The 19,379-nt window shown below is 56.7% G+C and carries 21 protein-coding genes; 5 read left to right on the top strand and 16 right to left on the bottom strand.

The window, feature by feature from the left end; all coding sequences use genetic code 11:
- The first annotated feature begins 63 nt into the window (after positions 1-63).
- Positions 64-873 (top strand): 2,5-didehydrogluconate reductase DkgB, encoded by an 810-nt coding sequence (dkgB, locus tag ACESMK_RS11960; RefSeq protein WP_372998735.1) that lies wholly within the window; start codon positions 64-66, stop codon positions 871-873.
- Here the strand turns inward: dkgB and ACESMK_RS11955 are convergent.
- The 4 genes from ACESMK_RS11955 to ACESMK_RS11940 all read right to left on the bottom strand — a co-directional run bounded on the left by ACESMK_RS11955 (position 842) and on the right by ACESMK_RS11940 (position 3,922).
- Positions 842-1,519, bottom strand: coding sequence for a DUF6064 family protein (locus ACESMK_RS11955; protein WP_372998732.1), 678 nt, complete (start codon positions 1,517-1,519; stop codon positions 842-844). The genes dkgB and ACESMK_RS11955 overlap by 32 nt on opposite strands.
- Entirely contained in the window at positions 1,516-2,451 is a 936-nt protein-coding gene (locus tag ACESMK_RS11950) for an aldo/keto reductase (protein WP_372998728.1), read from the bottom strand. The genes ACESMK_RS11955 and ACESMK_RS11950 overlap by 4 nt, the downstream gene beginning before the upstream one ends.
- 194 nt (positions 2,452-2,645) lie before the next feature.
- Positions 2,646-3,416: a glutathione S-transferase N-terminal domain-containing protein gene (locus ACESMK_RS11945; RefSeq protein ID WP_372998725.1), complete on the bottom strand. Its 771-nt coding sequence runs from the start codon at positions 3,414-3,416 to the stop codon at positions 2,646-2,648.
- Between the two features lie 32 nt (positions 3,417-3,448).
- Entirely contained in the window at positions 3,449-3,922 is a 474-nt protein-coding gene (locus ACESMK_RS11940) for a sterol desaturase family protein (protein ID WP_372998722.1), read from the bottom strand.
- 355 nt (positions 3,923-4,277) lie between these two features.
- On the opposite strand from ACESMK_RS11940, the gene dacB reads away from it, so the two are divergent.
- Positions 4,278-5,807, top strand: coding sequence for a D-alanyl-D-alanine carboxypeptidase/D-alanyl-D-alanine-endopeptidase (gene dacB / locus ACESMK_RS11935; protein ID WP_372998719.1), 1,530 nt, complete (start codon positions 4,278-4,280; stop codon positions 5,805-5,807).
- A gap of 46 nt (positions 5,808-5,853) precedes the next feature.
- Here dacB and ACESMK_RS11930 read toward each other — a convergent pair whose 3' ends face one another.
- Positions 5,854-7,233 (bottom strand): DUF4397 domain-containing protein, encoded by a 1,380-nt coding sequence (locus ACESMK_RS11930; RefSeq protein WP_372998717.1) that lies wholly within the window; start codon positions 7,231-7,233, stop codon positions 5,854-5,856.
- A 155-nt stretch (positions 7,234-7,388) separates the two neighbouring features.
- Positions 7,389-7,628: a DUF2798 domain-containing protein gene (locus tag ACESMK_RS11925; RefSeq protein ID WP_064227162.1), complete on the bottom strand. Its 240-nt coding sequence runs from the start codon at positions 7,626-7,628 to the stop codon at positions 7,389-7,391.
- A 144-nt stretch (positions 7,629-7,772) separates the two neighbouring features.
- On the opposite strand from ACESMK_RS11925, the gene ACESMK_RS11920 reads away from it, so the two are divergent.
- A complete protein-coding gene (locus ACESMK_RS11920; protein WP_372998714.1) occupies positions 7,773-8,651 on the top strand; it encodes a DUF6279 family lipoprotein in 879 nt (292 codons plus the stop codon).
- A gap of 61 nt (positions 8,652-8,712) precedes the next feature.
- Here ACESMK_RS11920 and ACESMK_RS11915 read toward each other — a convergent pair whose 3' ends face one another.
- The 5 genes from ACESMK_RS11915 to ACESMK_RS11895 all read right to left on the bottom strand — a co-directional run bounded on the left by ACESMK_RS11915 (position 8,713) and on the right by ACESMK_RS11895 (position 13,715).
- Positions 8,713-9,483: an SDR family oxidoreductase gene (locus ACESMK_RS11915; protein ID WP_372998711.1), complete on the bottom strand. Its 771-nt coding sequence runs from the start codon at positions 9,481-9,483 to the stop codon at positions 8,713-8,715.
- Between the two features lie 17 nt (positions 9,484-9,500).
- Complete coding sequence (locus ACESMK_RS11910) at positions 9,501-10,190, bottom strand: histidine phosphatase family protein (RefSeq protein WP_372998708.1); 690 nt, start codon at positions 10,188-10,190, stop codon at positions 9,501-9,503.
- Positions 10,190-11,254, bottom strand: coding sequence for a phosphotransferase family protein (locus ACESMK_RS11905; RefSeq protein ID WP_372998705.1), 1,065 nt, complete (start codon positions 11,252-11,254; stop codon positions 10,190-10,192). Before ACESMK_RS11905 ends, ACESMK_RS11910 begins: the two co-directional genes overlap by 1 nt.
- A gap of 51 nt (positions 11,255-11,305) precedes the next feature.
- On the bottom strand, positions 11,306-12,124 hold the full coding sequence (locus tag ACESMK_RS11900; protein ID WP_372998702.1) for an SDR family oxidoreductase: 819 nt from the start codon (positions 12,122-12,124) through the stop codon (positions 11,306-11,308).
- Positions 12,125-12,503: 379 nt separating this feature from the next.
- The gene (locus ACESMK_RS11895; RefSeq protein WP_372998699.1) at positions 12,504-13,715 is read right to left on the bottom strand and encodes an acyl-CoA dehydrogenase family protein; all 1,212 of its coding nucleotides are present in this window, start codon (positions 13,713-13,715) and stop codon (positions 12,504-12,506) included.
- 155 nt (positions 13,716-13,870) lie between these two features.
- Between ACESMK_RS11895 and ACESMK_RS11890 the strand changes: the two genes are divergently transcribed.
- Positions 13,871-14,764 carry a LysR family transcriptional regulator gene (locus ACESMK_RS11890; protein ID WP_372998696.1) on the top strand — a complete coding sequence of 298 codons (894 nt, stop codon included), beginning with the start codon at positions 13,871-13,873 and terminating at the stop codon, positions 14,762-14,764.
- Positions 14,765-14,767: 3 nt separating this feature from the next.
- On the opposite strand, the gene ACESMK_RS11885 is transcribed toward ACESMK_RS11890, so the two are convergent.
- Both ACESMK_RS11885 and ACESMK_RS11880 read right to left on the bottom strand, forming a co-directional pair.
- On the bottom strand, positions 14,768-15,124 hold the full coding sequence (locus ACESMK_RS11885) for a hypothetical protein (RefSeq protein ID WP_372998693.1): 357 nt from the start codon (positions 15,122-15,124) through the stop codon (positions 14,768-14,770).
- 29 nt (positions 15,125-15,153) lie between these two features.
- A complete protein-coding gene (locus tag ACESMK_RS11880; RefSeq protein ID WP_372998690.1) occupies positions 15,154-15,924 on the bottom strand; it encodes an EAL domain-containing protein in 771 nt (256 codons plus the stop codon).
- Between the two features lie 213 nt (positions 15,925-16,137).
- Here ACESMK_RS11880 and ACESMK_RS11875 point away from each other — a divergent pair, with 213 nt between their 5' ends.
- A complete protein-coding gene (locus ACESMK_RS11875) occupies positions 16,138-17,292 on the top strand; it encodes an isocitrate/isopropylmalate dehydrogenase family protein (protein ID WP_372998687.1) in 1,155 nt (384 codons plus the stop codon).
- A gap of 6 nt (positions 17,293-17,298) precedes the next feature.
- Here the strand turns inward: ACESMK_RS11875 and ACESMK_RS11870 are convergent, their stop codons facing one another.
- Genes ACESMK_RS11870 through ACESMK_RS11860 form a run of 3 tightly spaced genes read right to left on the bottom strand, consistent with a single transcriptional unit; the run spans position 17,299 to position 19,291 of the window.
- The gene (locus ACESMK_RS11870) at positions 17,299-17,871 is read right to left on the bottom strand and encodes a DUF1439 domain-containing protein (RefSeq protein WP_372998684.1); all 573 of its coding nucleotides are present in this window, start codon (positions 17,869-17,871) and stop codon (positions 17,299-17,301) included.
- Complete coding sequence (locus ACESMK_RS11865) at positions 17,864-18,055, bottom strand: CPXCG motif-containing cysteine-rich protein (protein ID WP_372998681.1); 192 nt, start codon at positions 18,053-18,055, stop codon at positions 17,864-17,866. Before ACESMK_RS11865 ends, ACESMK_RS11870 begins: the two co-directional genes overlap by 8 nt.
- A gap of 9 nt (positions 18,056-18,064) precedes the next feature.
- On the bottom strand, positions 18,065-19,291 hold the full coding sequence (locus ACESMK_RS11860; protein ID WP_372998677.1) for a pyridoxal phosphate-dependent aminotransferase: 1,227 nt from the start codon (positions 19,289-19,291) through the stop codon (positions 18,065-18,067).
- Positions 19,292-19,379 lie beyond the last annotated feature (88 nt).

Genomic DNA, 19,379 nt, shown 5'->3' with positions numbered 1-19,379 from the left:
CCACTTGAAGAACCAGTGGACCGGCACCACTTTAGAGACACACGATTCGCTAAGGAGGACAGTATGTCATTCAGCGCACTTCCGAAAATCGGCATGGGAACCTTCCGACTCAAGGGCAATGACGCCCGTGATGCGGTCAAGAGTGCCCTGTCCCTGGGCTACCGCCACATTGATACCGCCCAGATGTACGGCAACGAAGCGGAAGTTGGCGATGGCATTACCTCCAGCGGCATTCCACGCCGGGAGATCTTTCTGACCACCAAGATCTGGCATGACCAGCTGCACGCCAGCGACTTGATCAACAGCCTGCACGACAGTCTTGCCCGGCTGAAAACCGACCATGTGGACCTGGCGTTGATTCACTGGCCATCCCCCGGCGATGAAGTGCCCATGACAGAATATCTTGGCGCTCTCAGGGATGCCCAACGCGAAGGGCTGGCCGAACACATCGGCATTTCCAACTTCACCTGCGCCCAGATGGATGAGGCGAAAGAAATTCTTGGCGATACCCCCATCTTTACCAACCAGGTGGAAGTGCATCCGTTTTTGGCCAACCGCAAGGTGGTAGAGCACGCGCAGAAGCTGGGCATAACCGTAACCGGCTACATGCCGCTGGCCGTCGGCAAGGTTATGGAGGACGAAACACTGCAGAGAATTGCCAGTGAGCGAAACCTGTCCCCGGCCCAGGTGGCAATCGCCTGGGTGGCGGCCAGAGGCGTTGTGCCCATCCCTTCCTCTACACGCCCTGCGCACCAGAAGGCCAATCTGGAGGCGCTGGAGGTTCAGTTGAGCGAGGAGGAGATCCGCGCTATTGATGAACTGGACCGCAATGAGCGGATCGCTAATCCTGGTTTTGCTCCCGCCTGGGACTGAGCCAGAATCCGGCACCAACCAGCAACAGCGTAGCGCCAGGGGTGACAAGTAACCACCAGGTTTGGAGCACCCAGAAGAGGGCTGCGCTGAACAGCCCCCACAGCACCAGCAGCGGCAGGTAAAGCCAACGCCAGGGCGCGGTTATCAGTGCAAAGACCAGGGCACCTGCTGCTGCAGTGATGCCCGGTGCGATGCCAAACAGCGCGACGGCCTGCCACTGCCCAGACTCCACAACGCTCAACCAGGGCAAGCCGCACACCACCATCAGCCAAAGCACGGCAAACGGCTTCACCGGCAGTGTTTTCCCATGAACACCACCGAAAAGCGCTGCAGTTGCAAGCAGTGCTCCCTGACCGACAAAAGCCCAACCAAACCACACCGCCGGCCAGTTAATTGGGCCAAAGAAACCTACAAGAAAGCCGTAACCACTGCCAGCCCAGGCAACCGCTATCAACCCGACGGCCAGTCGCCGGGACCGCAGATCGCGCTTCAGAAACAGCGCCGGTAACCCGATGGCAAGGACCACCGCCAGCAACTGCCAGGGCCAGAGCTCCTGATTGATCCGAACAAACAGCCGCAGAAAAACCTGCGGCCCGAACATCACGAAATCCTGCAGCGAATAGCTCAGCCAGTCTGCACCACTCACAAAGACCTCACGTAATCCGCCATCCGCTGGCGCTGATCGGCATTCGGAAGCGCCCCATAGAGTGCGCCCATGTTCTCCTTCATATGCTCGACCTTGCTCGTTGCCGGAATGGCGCAGGTCACAACCGGATGGGAAATGATGTACTTGAGGAAAAACTCCGCCCAATTCTCGACACCAGCCTCCCCCGCCCAATCCGGCAGAGGCTCCGACTGAAACCGACGAAACAGGGAACCACCCTGGAACGGCCGATTCACGATCACCCCGATTCCGCGCTCCTCTGCCAGTGGCAGCAACCGGTCCTCAACCTCCCGGTCCAGGACGTTATAGGTGAGCTGCACGAAATCCAGTGATTCGCGTTCCATGATCTGCGCAAACTCCCGGTGTCGTCGACCATGGGAAGTGGTGATGCCGATATACCGAACCTCACCGTTGGCCTTCATTTCCTTCAGGGTTTCAAGATGCCCTTGCCAGCCCAGCAGATTGTGCACCTGCAACAGATCGAACTGATCAACACCCCAGCGCCTGCCCGAACGTGCCGCCTCCTGCCGGGTTTCTGATTCGTCGCCGGTCCAGATCTTGGTGGCTGCAAAAATCCGGTCGTGGGCGTCCAGAGAGTTGAGCGCCTTACCCATAACATCCGCGGCGCTGCCATACATCGGCGAGCCATCAACCACCGTGCCGCCCAGATCGAAGAAGGTTTTCAGAACCTCAGTGCGCTGCGCGATGAGTTGTTCGTCTCCACCAACGTTGAAGGTGATCCAGGTGCCCATGCCGATTGCAGGGATGGATTCGGTCGCTCCAGGGATCCGGCGCATGATAGGGGATAAAGAGGGTGTTCCCGACGTGTTTGCAAACAACACCGGAGATTTCAACGCGAGCCCGGCAAGCCCTGCATTGACAAGAAACTGTCGTCTACTAAACCAGTCAGCCATGTCTCCACTCCCACCGCGACGAATTTTCGTGCGAATAGCACAGGGTACCAAAGCGTGGGCGGGTCATCCCTTTGACAGACCGTGGAGGGCCAGGGATGGCCCGACCGAGCCTACATGGAAGTATTTACGGCGTGTCTGGCAAAGGGATGACCCGCCCATGCGACCGCTCGAGAGCTGACAGTCTTCGGCTCAGGTCAGTTCCCGTAGTGGGCGTCGAGATATTTCAGAATACGGGCAGACTCGAACAGCCCTTCCCCGGTATTGGGGTCTTCAAGATAAGGCACCTGAACCCGCTTGTGCACCTGGAAAAACGCATCCCGCTTGCCACCGGGAATCGGGGTATAGGGCCCTGGTTTAATGCGCTGCTTCGCCGGCCCGATTTCAGTCCAGTGCTCCTTACCCAGGTTGTGCAGGGTGTAGGGAATTTCCAGCTCACACAACCGCTCGCGCACCAGACGGGAAAACGGGCTGCCCTCGAAACTCCAGAGATGCAATGGCTGCTCAGGACGCTTGCCCGGGCTGACCCGCAGCCCCCGCATGGCGCTGGTCACAGAAGCTACCGAGCCCAGAACCGGCTGCCAGACCCGCCCACGATAATATTTCGGCACCGACATCCCGGCATACTGCCGAAACAGGTACTCAATGATCTCTTCCGACTCATACATCACGGTGCCGGTGTTCTGGTCCGCCAGCAACGGAAACTGTTGCCTGCCTCCCAGCGCCTCAGCCTGGGCCCGGAACACCGAACCGCCTTTCGGGCAGGGCCGGATGTCCACATCAAGGTTCAGGGCTGTCAAGGCTTCCCGGACACGGCGACAGTAGGGGCAGCCCTCCATGTCGTAAAGAATGATCGGCTTTTCCGGCTGAGGAACCTTTTTGACCACCAGGCATCCGCGCCAGGCAGTCAGCGACGAGGTAGCGACAGAACCCAGCAGATGAACGTTGTGAGACAGCATATTGGACATAGACAAACCTTCTGTTGGAGACCGCACCATTATCACGCAATCTGACGATTTTCCATTGGCTCACGGGTTCCCATGAGGTGATCAAACCAGGGTTTGGTCACGCACCAGTTGGCATTGGGGTTCGGCCCCATATGATGATCGTAGTGCCAGGGCAGGTTCTGCCGAGCCCAGTCCGGATCCAGATGTGAACGCTTGTGTACGCGGTAGTAATTCCAGGCACTGTAGTAGAGCGTGCCAACAAAAAATGGCGCTACCGGAAGCAGCGGAGTCACTGCTGCCGCTCCTGCCACAAGGGCAACCACCTCTTTGGTCTGGGCATTCCAGGTAAGCGGAGGATGGCGGTAATCTTCATCCAGGAAGCCATTCCGGCGCACATTACGATGGTGATCATGCCAGTGGAACGACCAGAAGCTCGCGCGGTCCCTCCCCATGTCATGGAGAACGTGTTTGTGGAATACCCATTCCACGGCATTGGCTGTTAACAGACCCAGTGGAATACCGATCATGTCCGCCTCCCGTTGTTGTTATCGGAACATTTGGTTACACACGTGCAAGGAAACACCCTTCAAGCCCGGGATTCCATGACCGAAATGCCGAGAAAAGCGCCCATAAAACGGTTCACAAGGTCATTGACAACCAGCAGGTTAATTTTTATTCACCTAACCCCATGATTCACAAGGGGCTTACATCGAGTCACAAAAATTCAATACAAACAACGACACTACTGCCAATTTTTAACGTCATGTAGAGCTTTTCTGCATAGTACAACCGGGCGAGATGGGCTATGGTTATCCTATAAGAACTCACTGGATGGTGATCATGGTAATCCCGGGTATGCGACGCTCTGGAAGTAGGGAAAAAATGTATCCTGGAATCAGACGCTCTGTGCTGGCATCCCTTGTGGCCTGTACCGTGACTGCTACTCCCATTGCTGCATTGGGGGAAAACGACGATTCCGGTTTTTCCGGCAATCGCCTTTGGACCAATCAGCTCAAAAATTACGCAATTCAATCCCTTCACAATGAAAATGCCATGAGCATGGCCGCCATTCCGCTGAACGGCCCCGGTATCGATCAGTTTATCAATGCCGATGCCCTGATGAGCCCGGGCTCGATCATGAAACTGGTCACAACCTTTGCGGCACTGGAAATCCTCGGTCCCAATCACCACTGGGATACTGACTTTCTGACAGACGGCGTCATGGCCGGCGACACCCTCAAGGGCAATCTCTATGTCCGTTTTGGCGGCGATCCCAAGCTCACTATCGAGCGGCTCTGGACAACATTGAGCGAGCTGCGGAGTATGGGAATTACAAGGATTGAGGGCGACCTGGTTCTGGACGGCACCTACTTTCAAGTAGACGGTGGCTTTCCGGCCTTCGAAGACAATGGTGACAATCCTCATGCCCCCTTTCTCGTAGAACCTTCGGCCTACCTGACAAACCTGAATCTGATGCATTTCCAGGTGCGCGCCGACGAGCGCGGAACCCAGGCCTGGAGTACGCCTTCCCTGGGCGAGGTCGTTATCGACAACCGCGTGGTTGCTACCTCAGAGGGCCCCTGTCCGTCGAGAAGAAGCTTCGAATGGGAGCCCATGATTCATGAAGACCATCGGGTGACAGTCCGGGTAACCGGCGAACTTCCTCAGGGCTGCAGAACCACCACCTACCTGTCGCTCTTGCCCCACGAACAGTACAGTGCCTCATTGATCCGGTCATTGTTGGGTGACCTGGGGGTCGTTGTCTCGGGAGGCAACCTCAATGGCATTACCCCGGAAGACGCTCGGCTGGTGATGAAAACCACCTCTCCTGACCTGGTGACCATGGTCAGGGACATCAACAAGTGGAGCAGCAACGTCATGGCTCGCCAGTTGCTGCTTACCCTTGGCGCCGAAAATCGCCTCGAAGAGGAAAATGATGACCGGGTGGCCGGTATTCGTGTGGTCTACGACTGGCTGGAAGATAAAGGCATCAACACGGCGGGCATGGTGATCGATAATGGCGCCGGCCTGACCCGCCACGGCCGCATTACCGCCCGCCAGGGCGCACAGATTCTGCAACACGCCTGGAACAGCCCCTATTCGGCTGACCTGATGGCCTCCATGCCCATTATCGCCATGGATGGGACCATGGCACGCCGGCTCCGTAATACCGGTATGGATGGCGAAGGGCGCATAAAGACGGGTTATCTGGAAAACGTAAGGTCCATCGCCGGATTTACCCGCGATTCGAACAACACCACCTGGGCCGTCGTAGGGATGGTCAATAACGATCCAGCCTGGAATGGCCAGGCCGTGCTGGACCGGATTCTGTATTCGCTGCATTTCCGGCCGCCGACCGGGACTGCCATTTCACATGCCGCTTCCGGCACTTCTGAGACCAGTATCCAATGAAAAGCCCCGGCCATGGCCGGGGCTTTTTTGCGACTTGATTGACCGATTAGGTCGGCGGCATCGCAAAGTCGTCCAGTAGTATGAGATCAGCACCGTCAAAGGTGTCATTATCTCTGGCGACCGCAGTGTATATGCCACTCGCTTCAAGATTAACTTCCAAAGGGCCTATCGCAGTATTTCCACCTGCATCCGTTACAAGCAGATTATAGGTTCCCGGTGTGGCAGCCAGATATCCCGACTCCTGGCCAAACTCTACGCCACTCAGAACCGGTGATGCATTGCCCACCGCGGTTTGCCCTTCAGGCAGCAGATAAACATTGACCGGACCAGCCAAAGTTGACCCATGAACGACTCGCACAGATGCCTGGGTTGCGATGTCACGAACTGTGTCAGTCAAAACCAAGGCTTCGATGTTCGCCAACAATCCGTTTGCGATCACCGTATAGCCAACACCAGCTGCGAATTCCAGATCCGCCTCAATAGCTACAGTGGCGTTGTCGTTGAATGGTGTAACCTTCACGTTCTGGGTACCAACCGGAACCTGCGCATAGTTGTCCAGCATTGACCCCGGCGCTGTTAGCGAATAAGCCAAATCGTTGATAGCAACTGCATCGTTTAACAGCACATCTACGTCAGGCGCATCGAAGGAATTGTGAACTACACGAACTCCAGATTGCTGGTCAACGTCAAAAATTTCAGCCACGTCCCCACCGTTCACCACAATCAAACTAATCGGGCTGGCATCGCCATTCGCACCAGTGTTGTCAACGGCGCCGACCAGAAGATCAGAACCTGCCGGCAAGCCAATTTGACCACTGTCATAAACAACTGTGTCAGAGCCTGCTGGGGTAACCCGGATCCGGTAGTCGTCCGAGGCTGAAAGCTCCAATGGCCCTATGCTTTCTTTGAAGGAAAAGCTGAAGGTAGCCTCAGCGGGAAGCGGGTCGCCAGAGGCGGTAACATACACATCCACCGGACCGCCGGCAGCTGTCTGGGCCTCAGGCGACAAATGAGCAACCCTCAGACGCGCACTGCTAGCGTCGTCGCGGGCGCCATCATCGGTCAGAATCAAAGGCTCAATGGTATCGTCACCAACTTTGCCAACCGCGATCACATCGTATTTGGTATCTGAGCGGAGAGACACACCGTCAGCTGAGATCACTGTCGCTGTCTGATCGCCCGGCAGCAACCCATCCACAGCAATGTCGGCAAGACCGGCACTCGGCTTCAGAACTGCTGCTTGCTTGTAATCAGCGCCGGGAACGACAACATCACCGTTCACCCGAACATTCACCGCTGGTGCATCCGACGATGCATGCAGGACTCGGACACTGGTGGTTGCTGGATCATCATCGTCATCAAGCCAACACCCGGATAGCAAGACACTGCCCGCCAAAACCATCGGTAAAGCAAATTTTGTATTCATTGTTTCCGTTCCCCACTAATAGAGGTTAATTACCAGGATTTGAGTGGTTCGAACCTGCACAAATTCAGTCCTTGAATCATGCGTCAATGCATTTACGGGGAGTCAGAAAGAACGGATTTGCATCTTTTAACATTTAAGCTTACAGGTGTACGCAATCAGTCAAGTCTGCGCATGGTGAACTCAGTCATCTTCCCGGCAAGCGGCGCGATGAAGGTCACCAGAGGGAAGGCAACGGCCCAGGCGACCAGGAAAGCCGGTCCCCATCTGTAGTGGAACTCACTGTCGATGCCTGTATTGATGAAGGTGATCACTCCGGACATCAGCAGGGACATAATTCCGGACATGTAAAAGCCGAAAATCAGCTGGCGTAGACGTGAAAGTCTCATTTTGCTCATGACTTCTCCTGAATCACGCTCCGGGACAGGTCGGAGCAGCATCTGAAAGGCGTGATATGTCGTACACTGTTAATCAATAAACGTCGAATGATAGTGAGCTTGCAACCCTTTTTCGATACGCCTTTTTACCAAGACAGGTGAGCCATGGATACCGGTCACGGGAGCACAACCAGTTTTGCTAAACCCTTTGTTCTCATTCTGTTACTGGCGTTTGGTCTGGTTGGCTGCAGTTCGACCAAGCTGGCTTATCGATATGCGGACTGGGGCATCGTATGGTGGGTCGAGGATTATGTTTCTCTTACCGCCGACCAGAAGCAGCAACTCAACAACGATATTGAGCAACTACGGCAATGGCATTGCAGTGCCGAGCTGCCCCGTTATCAGGCCTGGCTGGATGAGCTCGAGTCTGACGTATCCAATAATCCGCCCGATCAGGCCACTGTCGAATACCATCAGCAGCAGCTTTTCAGTTTTTTCCCGAGCCTTCTGGAACGGGCAACGCCGGTTGCAACAAACCTTCTCTCCAGTCTGAGCGACGAACAGGTGAAGGAGTTGGCGGACAATATGGCTCAGAGCCAGCAGGAAATGGAACAGGAATTTCTGGCCGATTCCCCCAAGGCGACGGCAGAAGCCCGCGCCGAGAGAACGGCTGAGCGGGTGGAGCGCTGGCTCGGGGAGCTGAACAGTGAGCAGCGTGAGATTGTCCGGGAATGGTCCGCGAACCGTGGTACACAGACTGAAATCTGGCTGCAGGGCCGCAGAAACTGGCAACTGGCGTTGCTGGAGCTTCTGGAAAGCAGAAACGAGCCAACATTCGAGGCGGAACTGGAATACCTGATTATGAATTCAGAGAAAGTGCGGGGCGATGCCTATGAAGCCATGATGGCGGAGAGTCGCGTAGCCATGGCGTCCCTGATGCATGATCTGATCCTGGCGGGTGACAACACAACACTGGCCCATCTGCAGAATCGGGCAGTAGAGCTCAACAATGATTTTGAAGCACTCACTTGTTCGCCGGCCTGATTGCCGAGACCGTTTGAACGAGGGGTCAGATGAAGGCTTTCATCTGACCCCGGGGGTACCCTCAGATGGTCAGGTAACCACCATCGGCGTTGATGCAAGCGCCCGTGGTATAGCTGGAAGCATTTGAAACCAGGTACAACACAGTACCCGCCATTTCACTTGGATCCGCCACTCGCTTCATGGGGATGTGGGCCATGGCCTGCTTCTTAATGGCTTCGTTGGTGGTCAGGGCGCTGGCAAACTTGGTATCGGTCAGCCCCGGCAGCAGCGCATTCACACGAATTTTCTGCTGGCCCAGCTCCATGGCAAAGGATTTGGTCATTGAGATCACGGCGGCCTTGGTCACCGAATAAATACCCTGATAGTGGCCAGGGTTAACCCCGTTCACCGAGGCCACGTTCACAATCGAGCCGCCACCGGCTTTCTTCATCATCTGGGCGCCGCGGGCGCACATAAAGAAATAGCCCCGGATATTCACATCCACGGTCTTGTTGAACGCTCCCAGGTCGGTGTCCTCTACCGGCCCGAAGTAAGGGTTGGCGGCAGCGTTGTTCACCAGTATGTCCAGCTTGCCGTGGGTCTTTTCAATATGAGCCCAGATGCTTTCAATCTGCTCCATCTCGCCGATGTGGCAGGCGTATGCCTCAGCACTGCCACCGGCATCCCGGATGCTGCTGGCGACGGCTTCGCAGCCGTCAATCTTCCGGCTACTGACGATCACGTGTGCCCCGTACTCAGCCAGGGTACGGGCAATGCTCTCGCCAATACCACGGCTGGCGCCAGTAATCAGGGCAACTTTGCCAGTCAGGTCAAACAGGTTCTTGCTGCTCATTCGTTCACCTCGATTTTCTATCGGAATGTCACCAGGGCGGGATCTTCCGCTTCCAGGTGGCTGTAGTTGTTAAAAACGGCCAGGCTGCGCCTTGGGCCCGAATAGAGCACCCTTGAAACACTGGTGTTGGCAATCACCTCGTTCAGGCCCAGCGCCCGGGCGTCTTCCAGGCCGAGCAGGTACTGGGCGATTACGGAGATCGGTCCACCTGAGGTGGCCACCAGCACATCTCCGCCATCGGCGTACTCAATCATTTCCTCAAAGGCGGCCAGAACCCGGGCCTTGAAGTCCGGCCAGGCTTCGTCGTACTCATGGTCATACTCGCCTGAGGCCCAGCGGTGCACAGCGTGCACGAAGGCCTCCTGGAAAGCTTTGGCCGGCTTGGGAAAGGCCTTGAGATCCCGCGCCATCACCGCACGGTCACTCCACTCCGGGCGGTACCGGGCCACGACTGTTGTGTGGTCAAACTCGTTGAAGCCGGGAACCACCTGCATATCCGGCAGTTTGGATCCGTACCCGGTGGCGATGGCTTCGACGGTTTCCCGATGGCGCTCCAGATCGCCCCCGAAAATCGCCGCCGGTTCCACCTTGCCTGCCAGCCAGCGACCAAGCACCCTGCCCTGCTCCCAGCCGGTGGAAGACAATTGGTCGTAATTCTCTTTCCCGAAACTGGCCTGGCCATGGCGAACCAGATAAATCGTCGCCATTACAGGGAGCTCTCGGCAATCAGTCGCTGGCAGCGCTTCTCAAGGTAATTGGCCGCATGGCCAAAGGCGGCGAAACGCTTGTCTTTGGTCTGGCCGTGGTAGAAACGGTAATAGATCTGCTGAACGATCACCGCCAGCCGGAACAGGCCATAGATCTCATAGAAGTCGAAGTTGTCAGCCCTGAAGCCGGACTGCTCCATGTAATACGCCACCACCTCCTTGCGGGTGAGCATGCCAGGGCGATGGGTCGGTTGCCGGCGCAGCATCTGGAACGGGCCTTCATCATCGGCTTCGATCCAGTAAGCCAGGCTGTTACCCAGATCCATCAGCGGATCACCGATGGTAGCCATCTCCCAGTCCAGCACGCCGATTACCTCGAACGGGTTGTCCGGGTTCAGCACCACGTTGTCGAATCGGAAGTCGTTGTGGATCACCACCTGGGCAATGTCGTCGGGCATCTTGTCGTTGAGCCAGCTCATGACCTGCTCGAAGTCGCCCACATCGTCGGTGCGGGCCTTGCGGAAGCGGTCACTCCAGCCGCCAATCTGGCGCTGAACGTAGCCCTCACCCTTGCCCAACTTGTCCAGGCCTGCTGCTTTGGCATCCACACGGTGGAGATCCACGAGCTTGTCGATCACGTTCAGGCAAAGCTTGCGGGTATCGGCTTCACTGAGTTCGAAATCCTTCGGAAAGTCCTGGCGCAGGATGATGCCCTTCAACCGTTCCATCACATAGAAATCGCAACCCAGCACGTCGTGATCATCACAGATGGCGATAATGTTGGGCACGTAGGGATAGACCGGCTTGAGCGCCCGCATGACCTTGGCCTCGCGCAGCATGTCGTGCGCGGACTTGGCGACCTTGCCGAACGGCGGCCGGCGCAACACATAAGAACGATCACCGTAGTCCACCTGGTAGGTCAGGTTTGAAGCGCCGCCCGGGTATTGACGAATCTCTGGCTCGCCTTGCAGATCCGGGATTGCCTCTTTCATGAACCGGTCTACGGCGCCGGTGTCCAGCTCCTCGCCTTCCCGGATGTCCACGGCCTGGTCGATCTGGGTCATTAAGGACTCTCCTATTGAATCTTCAGTTTAAGACAGTTCGAGACAGCGCCCTCAGGCCTTGCTGCCACCCATCTTGTTCATCCAGCGCTTGCTTTCCTGATGCATCAGCCAGTCGAAAGCCTTGGGCGCATGGCGTTTGAGCATCCACATGCGCCGTTCTTTGGCGTGGGGCAATACCCAGAAGCTCTTGTTATTCACCGACCGGATAATATCCTCGGCTACATCCTCGGCGGTCACGGTGGACCGTTTCATCAGCTTGTTCACGTTCTGCTGGATGCCGGGAATATCCGAACGCATGCTGCTGGTCAGATTGGTCTGGAAAAACGCCGGGCACACACAGCTCACATGAATACCCGCATCCCTCAGCTCCTGGCTCAGGGTTTCAGAGAGGGCAATCACACCGGCCTTGGTCACATTGTAGCTATCCATCAAAGGCGCCAGCATCAACCCGGCCATGGAAGCCACATTCACAAACGCCCCAGAGCCCTGCTTTTTGAACTGCGGTGTAAACGCCTTGCAGCCGCGAACAACCCCCAACACGTTAATATCGAGAATCCACTCCCAGTCCGCCATGGTGGTATCTTCAATGGAACCGGCAGACGCCACACCGGCGTTGTTCACCACCACATCAACGCCACCCCATTTCTTCACCAGATCATCGCGAACCTTTTCGAAATCCGTTAGCCGGCGAACATCGCACTCGACGTAGTAGCCCTCGCCTCCGGCTGCCGTAATCTCTTTCTCAACGCCAACGCCCTGCTCCGGGTTAATGTCGCCGATGCAGACTTTGGCGCCCTCTTTGGCGTACCGCAATGCAATCGCCCGACCGAGACCGCTGGCTCCGCCGGTTATGAATACTCTCTGTGTCATCGCTGTTCTTCTCCGTTAGGTTTGGAGTTCGTGTTCTTTTTTTGGTGCAAGAGCTGCTACCGGGCAGGCCTTTCCAAAACACGCTGTGAATACGTCCATGTACGCTCTGCTCCGCCATCCATGGCTCCGCAAGGTTTTGGAAAGGCCTGCCCGGCACCAGCTCCCGAACTTTCGAGTTAGCTGATCTTCATCTCCAAAACCAGCAGCCCACTCCAAAGTTTGAAGGAGCGGGTGGGAGACGGTTTCTGAAACTGTGCGGAGCCATGGATGGCGGAGCCCAAGCGTCACATGGACGTGCCGCAAGGAGCGTGTTTCAGAAACCGTCTCCCACCTGCTCCCGGCACCAAACGATGAGGCTCCGCTGACTCTTGAGCCAGCCTCAGAGCTTGTACTTACGAAGCTCCAACCGGGCCACCATGGCGCGATGCACCTCATCAGGCCCATCGGCCAAACGCAAGACACGAGCATAGGCAAACAATTGCGTCAGCGGGAAGTCGTCATCACTGACCCCGGCACCACCGTGAATCTGAATGGCCTGATCCACAATGGTCTGCAGCATGGACGGAATCACCGCCTTGATCATTGAGACTTCCTGAAGTGCACCCATGATGCCCTTGGTGTCCAGAGCCCAGGCGCATTTCAGCGTCAGCAGGCGGGCCTGCTCAATAGCCATGCGGGCATTGGCAATGATATCCGGGTTGCCGCCCAGCTTGGCGATCGGCCGCCCGAAGGCCTCGCGGGTGGTGGCACGCTTGATCAGAAGCTCCAGCGTGCGCTCTGCCGCACCGATGGCCCGCATGCAATGGTGTACTCGCCCTGGCCCCAAACGGCCCTGGGCAATCTCGAAACCACGTCCGGGTCCGGCGATGAATGCGCTCTTGGGCAGGCGAACGTTATCGAACAGCACCTCGCCGTGGCCGTAAGGCTCATCGTATTCACCGAATACCGGCAGCATACGTTCAATCTTTACGCCCGGAGTGTCCAGCGGCACCAATACCATGGAATGACGACGGTGCTTGTGGGCCTCCGGATCCGTCAGGCCCATAAAGATGGCAACCTTGCAGTCGGGGTGTCCGATACCGGTGCTCCACCACTTGCGACCGTTCAGAACCACTTCGTCGCCTTCGACAACGGCGGTAGCTTCCATGTTGGTAGCATCGGAAGAGGCAACTGCCGGTTCGGTCATGCAGAAGGCGGAACGGATCTCACCGCTGAGCAGCCGTGGCAGCCACTCTGCTTTCTGCTCTTCCGAGCCGTAGTGGATCAATACTTCCATATTGCCGGTGTCCGGCGCGTTGCAGTTGAAGATCTCCGGCGCAATAAAGCTGCGCCCGGTTTCCTCGGCAATCAGGGCGTAGTCGGAGTTCAGCAGGCCGCAGCCATACTTTTCGTCCGGGAAGAACATGTTCCAGAGGCCCTGGGCTTTGGCCTTTTCTTTCAACTCCCGAATAATCGGCAGCACCACCCAGCGATCATCCAGGGAGGCAAGCTCCTTGTGGTACTGCGCTTCAATGGGAAAGATCTCATCCTTCATGAACTGTTTCACGCGGTTGAGATAATCCTGCCCTTTCTCGGAAATATTGAAATCCATCGCCGTATCCTCGCTGACTGTTGCACGGTGGCGTGCACGGAATAATCACGTTGAAGCCAGTCTAGGGATGACTTAACTATTACGCGACTGAATTTTTCTTATCGTTTATTATCAGTCAGACTTATTCCACTTCTTCAGCAAAACGGACCCTGCTCATGGCCCTCAACCGCCTGGACCTGAACCTGCTGCACGTCTTCGACACCATCTACCGGGAAGGCAGCCTGACCCGCGCGGCCAGGGCACTGCATCTGACACAGCCTGCGGTCAGTCACTCACTATCCCGGCTCCGGGACCACTTTGATGATCCACTGTTTACCCGCCAGGGCAACCAGATGGTGCCAACGCCCCTGGCCCGGCGCTTCCTCGAGTCCATGCGACCGGGGCTCACCCAGATCCAGGGCGCGGTAAACCAGTTTCATGCCTTTGACCCGGCCACCCAGCGCAAAACCTATTCCCTCGGGTTGCGGGACATACTGGAATCCACCTTCCTGCCCCGCCTGATGGCACGACTGGACGCCTACCCGGAACTGGAAATCGTCAGTCAGCGGATTGCGCGGCGTGATATGGAGACGCAACTGGCGGCGGGCAAACTGGATTTTGCCGTGGATGTGCTATTGCCCGTGAGCAACCAGACCTCCCACGAACTGCTGCGGCGCGACCGGCTCGTAGTTCTGGCACGGGAGGGTCACCCACTGGCAGAAGGAGCTCTGGACATGGAAGAGTACCTGTCCGCACAACACGTGCTGGTGTCTTCACGGTCCGAGGGCCCCGGGATCGAGGATTTCGAGCTATCAAGGCTGGGGGTTCAGCGCAGCATCCGGCTAAGGTGCCAGCATTATTACGCAGCGTGCAGAGTGGTGGAGGACACCGACCTGTTGCTGACCATGCCGGAAGCCTATGCCCGCATCATTGCCGAGCGGGCCAACATCCGGATCATGGATCCGCCAGCAGACCTGCCATCTATCGACGTGCACCTGTATTGGCACAAGGCTTATGAGAGAGAGCCGGCATTGATCTGGTTCCGGGAGCAGTTGAAAGCCATCAGTTGACGATCAGTAGGCCCCGACAAGCAACAGGAACCCGAAAAACCCGATGGCCGTGATGCCCAGAGAAGCCACGACAATGCCAAACCCCCACCAGACGGCAGCGCCATCGGAGATTTCAACATCATGGCCCCTGAGGGTTCGGTAGAACGCCCAGGGACCCAGAACGAACGCACCAACCACCGCGAAAACCAACCCGACGCTGATACCAGCAAAAGTCCAGGTGGCCAGAACCATGGCGCGGTCCTTCACCTGGTCAGTAACGCCATGGTGCTCAAGAAATTTCTTGCAGAAAAACCAGATCAAGGCGAACAGGATGATGACAAAAACCAGTCCGCCCACAATGGTGATCATTCGGTATAGCAAGGTGTCGTTCCTGTCAGTTCAAGGGCGATTCAAGCCGGAAACTCGGGCTCCGGAAGGCATTCGAAACCCGGTTTGGCAAACAGATAGCCCTGGTAGAGGTTAATGCCCTGGGAGCGCAACCAGAAATACTCTTCCTTGGTTTCGACGCCCTCAGCGATAATCTGACCGCCGAGCTGTTTCATCATGGTAATAATTCCCGCCACCACGGCCTGCTTGTTGGGCTGCTCATGTATATTACGAACCAGCGCCATATCCAGTTTAAGAAGATTCGGCGGGCTCGCCATCATGATGTTGTAGCGAGAGAAACCAGCTCCGAAATCATCAATGGCTGTGCTGAACCCCATCTCCTGGTAGGCCTCTATGATCGATACAAGATGGTCCACCGATGTGGACGTCAACTGTTCGTCTTCTGTGAGCTCAAAAATAATCTTGCGGGTGTCGAAATTATAGGTCTTGGCAGCCGCCAGGGTGGTACGAATACAGTACTCGGCCCGGTAGACCGCATTGGGCATGAAATTAATGCTGAGCATTGACTCCATTTTTAGCCTGGCAGCAAGCTTGACCGCCTTGACCCGACAAACCTGGTCGAAAGCGTAGCGGTTCTGCTCATTCACCTTCGAGAGAATACTCATAGCACCCTGACCCTCAGTACCACGCACCAGGGCTTCGTAGGCGTAAACAGATTTGTTAAGAACATCAACAATGGGCTGGAACGCGAAGCTAAAGGAAAAATCCAACCCCGCTCCACAGGCACATTGCTCACAATGAGACTCATCAAACAGTACGGCGGGTTGGTTCACTTCAACTCCTGAATTCACTTCTGGCGATTATGCTGTGTCTGTGCGACATATTGACATGTCTATAGGACATATTTTCACCCAATATAGCTTCGAACCCCTCCCCGGTAAAACCACTTTATGGTTAAAGCATGTCAAACGGTGGCATCCCCTGTTTACATGACTAAACTGGGGTTTGTCGTTTATACGTGTCTGTCCTCAAAAGGAGTTTCCCGAATGGCCAAAACTACCCGTATCGCAGTGACCCCGGGCGACGGCATAGGCCCCGAAGTGGTGGCCGAGGCTGTACGCTGCCTGGAGACCCTGCGCGCCAAGCACGGCCTGAACCTTGAGTGGACGCGATTTCCGTGGCCATCTCATGCCTGGCATGAGGAACACGGAGAATCCATGCCAGCGGATGCTCTTGAGCAATTACAGAAATACGACGCCATTCTGCTGGGCGCACTCGGCGATCCTGGCCCGATGGACGATCCAGATCGCTACCTGCTGCCAGACAGCATTTCCCTCGCACCATTGCTGGACATGCGCAAAGGGTTCGATCAATGGGTCTGCGAGCGCCCGGCCAGGCTTCTCCCCGGGGCCCGCCAGTATCTGGCGGATGAACGGGCCAAAGACATCGACATGCTGGTCATCCGGGAAAACTCCGAGGGCGAGTACGTCAGCCAAGGCGGCCGCCTGCGCAAGGGCACCCCCGATGAAGTGGCCACCCAGATGGAAGTCTTCACACGCAAGGCAACAGACCGGATCATCCGCTACGGGTTTGAGCAGGCCCGAAACCGCGCCGCAGACCGCGTAAAAGAAGGACGGACGCGGGCATTCCGGACCCTGGATGGCCGAACCTGCGAAAGCCAGGTATGCCTGGTGACCAAGCGAAATGCCTTGCGTTACTGGGGCGATATGTACACCGAGGCCTTTGACGAAATCAGCAAAGAATACCCGGATGTGGCCACGCACCATGAGCTGGTGGACGCGGCCTGCATGAAGTTTGTGCAGAGCCCGTGGGCATTTGATGTGGTGGTTGCCAGCAACCTGCAGGGAGACATCCTGACAGACCTGGCAGCCGTGCTGTCAGGGGGCATGGGAGTTGCGCCTTCCTGTAACCTGAACCCGACCGATCCAGACATGCCCTCCATGTTCGAACCTACTCACGGCAGCGCCCCGGATATTGCCGGACAGGGCCTGGCCGATCCCACCGCCATGCTGTTTACCGCAGCCCGGATGCTGGAATGGCTGGGCCGCAAGGACCCGTCTATTGCTGCGGCCGGCAAGGAACTGTTCGATGCGGTGGCGGCAGATCTGGCTGAGAGCTCGGGTACCCGCCGGGGCACCCATGAAATCGGCTCAGCCATCTGTCAGCGCCTATCCCAATAATTCGGGCTACTGGTCGGCCATGACAAATTCGAGCCGCCCAGGCGCCACCCGCACATCCACAGGCATCATACCGAACATACGCTGGGCGAAATCCGTTTCGTCCAGCCGGTAAACCGGCATGGTTTCCAGCATCTGGGCCACGAGCCGCATTACCGTATCGGTAACAGGCTTGAGATCCCCTTTGAAAAACGGTGAGTCGATGCTGCTATCCAGTAGCTGCAGCCGCCTGATAAAAATGGCCTTCTCCGTGCTGTCATAGACCGGCGCGCCCTCTACCTTGAGAGCAATGTCAACGGGTAGCTTCGCCATTAAGGCGTTGAGAGCCACCTGCCCCCTCAGGTCTATCACGGCAACGTCCCGGCCGTCAGGCCCCAGGGTAATGTCGGCGTCATCCAGGCTCAGGCTCAGCGGCGAGCCGCTCGTCAACTGGTTACGATCAAATTCGCTCACCACATCCCGGAGATGCCGTTCCAGTTCACCTTCGGAAATCGAATAGGGCGACAGGCTGGCACATCCGCTGGCAAGCACCAGCAGCAGGACCAGAAGCGCCCGAAAGACATACAGCGGCGATCTATTCATTTTCAGCCCTGGCCTCAACCTGAGGCGTCAGATTGTCGTCAAAAACCACACGTAACAGGATGGGGCGGCAGCAGACCTGGCAATCCTCGACATACTCCTGCTCCGGCACTGACGGGTCGACGCTGATATCCAGCGTCTCCCAACAGTACGGGCATTGAATTAAAACCGAGTCCAGGGCTGACATCGCATCACCTCAGAACTGTTGCTTGGCCATCCAAGGGATAACCCGATCAAACGCCTCTTCCAGTTTCTCGCAGGTCGTGGAGAAACTGATCCGCACGGCGTTAGTGCACGCTTCCCCAAAGGCATCACCGGGCACCATGCACACGCCGGTTTCTTTCAGCATCCGCAACGCCAGGTCCGAGCCATCAACATGGGGCGGCAGCTCTGGAAACGCGAAAAATGCTCCGCCCGGTTTGTAGCCGGTCATATAGGGAGTCTGGTCGATCAGCTCAACCACCTTGTCCCTGCGCTCCCGGTATATGTCGACCATATCCCGAACGCATTGCTGGTCACCAGTCAATGCCGCCACACCGGCAAATTGGGAGGGCGTATTGGCCACCGATGTAGTGAACATGTGGTACCGCCGCAAGGACTTGATGGCCGCCTGGCTGGAAATCACCCAGCCCACACGCAGCCCCGCCATGCTGTAGGTCTTCGAGAAGCTGCTGATACACATGATGTTGTCCAGGTCCATTGAGCAGTTCAGCACGCTGGCAAAGTCGTCGTCATCAAAGATCAGGTGGTCGTAGACTTCATCCGCATAAACCTGAATACCCCGGTAGGCGCACTCTTCAAGGATGGTTTCAACAGTGCTCCGCGGGTAAACCGCTCCGGTCGGGTTGTTGGGGTTGTTCAGGATCAGTGCAAACGTCCGGGGCCCCATGGCCCGGATCACCTCATCCGGATCCAGCTGATGGTTGTTTTCTGCCCGGGTCGCCACGAATTTCACTTCACCGCCGTTCATCCTGATCAGGGGCGCATAGAGCAGGAACGACGGGTCGGTCACGATAAACTGCCGCCCGGGTGCAGAGGTCGCGGAAATAGCCAGGTACATGGCCTCTGTGGCGCCGCTGGTAATCAGGATATTGTCCCGGGTCAGCTTGCGATTATAGCGTTTGCCATAGTAATCGCGCAGGGCCACCAACAGTTCCGGCAGCCCGGCATCCATGGTGTAACCGGTCTGTCCCGCATTGAGCGCATCGATGTAGGCATCAATCACATGCTTGGGCGTCGGCAGATCCGGCTGACCGATGGAAAGATGAATGACATCCTTCATGGTGGCCGCCATATTCACCATGCGCCGGATGCCCGGCACCGGGATTGCCTGCATGGCAGGGTTCCAACTGGCCTTCGTTTTCCGGTACTTCACTCTACGCGGTTTGGTCTGGCCGGTTTCTTTGTTGGCGGCTTCTGCCATAAACACCTCCTGAATACGGGGCAAATAAAATCCACTCCTGCAGGTTAGTCAGTATGGAAGGGCTCTACAAGACAAAACGTCATAAAGA

The organism is Marinobacter sp., assembly GCF_041687235.1.
GTDB lineage: Bacteria > Pseudomonadota > Gammaproteobacteria > Pseudomonadales > Oleiphilaceae > Marinobacter.
This window is presented reverse-complemented; position numbering and strand designations above follow the sequence as displayed.

Bases quoted from the DNA above. Each gene is read 5' to 3' on its own strand.
- dkgB (WP_372998735.1), top strand. From the start codon at position 64: ATGTCATTCAGCGCACTTCCGAAAATCGGCATGGGAACCTTCCGACTC.
- ACESMK_RS11950 (WP_372998728.1), bottom strand. From the start codon at position 2,451: ATGGCTGACTGGTTTAGTAGACGACAGTTTCTTGTCAATGCAGGGCTT.
- ACESMK_RS11945 (WP_372998725.1), bottom strand. From the start codon at position 3,416: ATGTCCAATATGCTGTCTCACAACGTTCATCTGCTGGGTTCTGTCGCT.
- ACESMK_RS11940 (WP_372998722.1), bottom strand. From the start codon at position 3,922: ATGATCGGTATTCCACTGGGTCTGTTAACAGCCAATGCCGTGGAATGG.
- dacB (WP_372998719.1), top strand. From the start codon at position 4,278: ATGTATCCTGGAATCAGACGCTCTGTGCTGGCATCCCTTGTGGCCTGT.
- ACESMK_RS11930 (WP_372998717.1), bottom strand. From the start codon at position 7,233: ATGAATACAAAATTTGCTTTACCGATGGTTTTGGCGGGCAGTGTCTTG.
- ACESMK_RS11925 (WP_064227162.1), bottom strand. From the start codon at position 7,628: ATGAGCAAAATGAGACTTTCACGTCTACGCCAGCTGATTTTCGGCTTT.
- ACESMK_RS11920 (WP_372998714.1), top strand. From the start codon at position 7,773: ATGGATACCGGTCACGGGAGCACAACCAGTTTTGCTAAACCCTTTGTT.
- ACESMK_RS11915 (WP_372998711.1), bottom strand. From the start codon at position 9,483: ATGAGCAGCAAGAACCTGTTTGACCTGACTGGCAAAGTTGCCCTGATT.
- ACESMK_RS11910 (WP_372998708.1), bottom strand. From the start codon at position 10,190: ATGGCGACGATTTATCTGGTTCGCCATGGCCAGGCCAGTTTCGGGAAA.
- ACESMK_RS11905 (WP_372998705.1), bottom strand. From the start codon at position 11,254: ATGACCCAGATCGACCAGGCCGTGGACATCCGGGAAGGCGAGGAGCTG.
- ACESMK_RS11900 (WP_372998702.1), bottom strand. From the start codon at position 12,124: ATGACACAGAGAGTATTCATAACCGGCGGAGCCAGCGGTCTCGGTCGG.
- ACESMK_RS11895 (WP_372998699.1), bottom strand. From the start codon at position 13,715: ATGGATTTCAATATTTCCGAGAAAGGGCAGGATTATCTCAACCGCGTG.
- ACESMK_RS11890 (WP_372998696.1), top strand. From the start codon at position 13,871: ATGGCCCTCAACCGCCTGGACCTGAACCTGCTGCACGTCTTCGACACC.
- ACESMK_RS11875 (WP_372998687.1), top strand. From the start codon at position 16,138: ATGGCCAAAACTACCCGTATCGCAGTGACCCCGGGCGACGGCATAGGC.
- ACESMK_RS11870 (WP_372998684.1), bottom strand. From the start codon at position 17,871: ATGAATAGATCGCCGCTGTATGTCTTTCGGGCGCTTCTGGTCCTGCTG.
- ACESMK_RS11865 (WP_372998681.1), bottom strand. From the start codon at position 18,055: ATGTCAGCCCTGGACTCGGTTTTAATTCAATGCCCGTACTGTTGGGAG.
- ACESMK_RS11860 (WP_372998677.1), bottom strand. From the start codon at position 19,291: ATGGCAGAAGCCGCCAACAAAGAAACCGGCCAGACCAAACCGCGTAGA.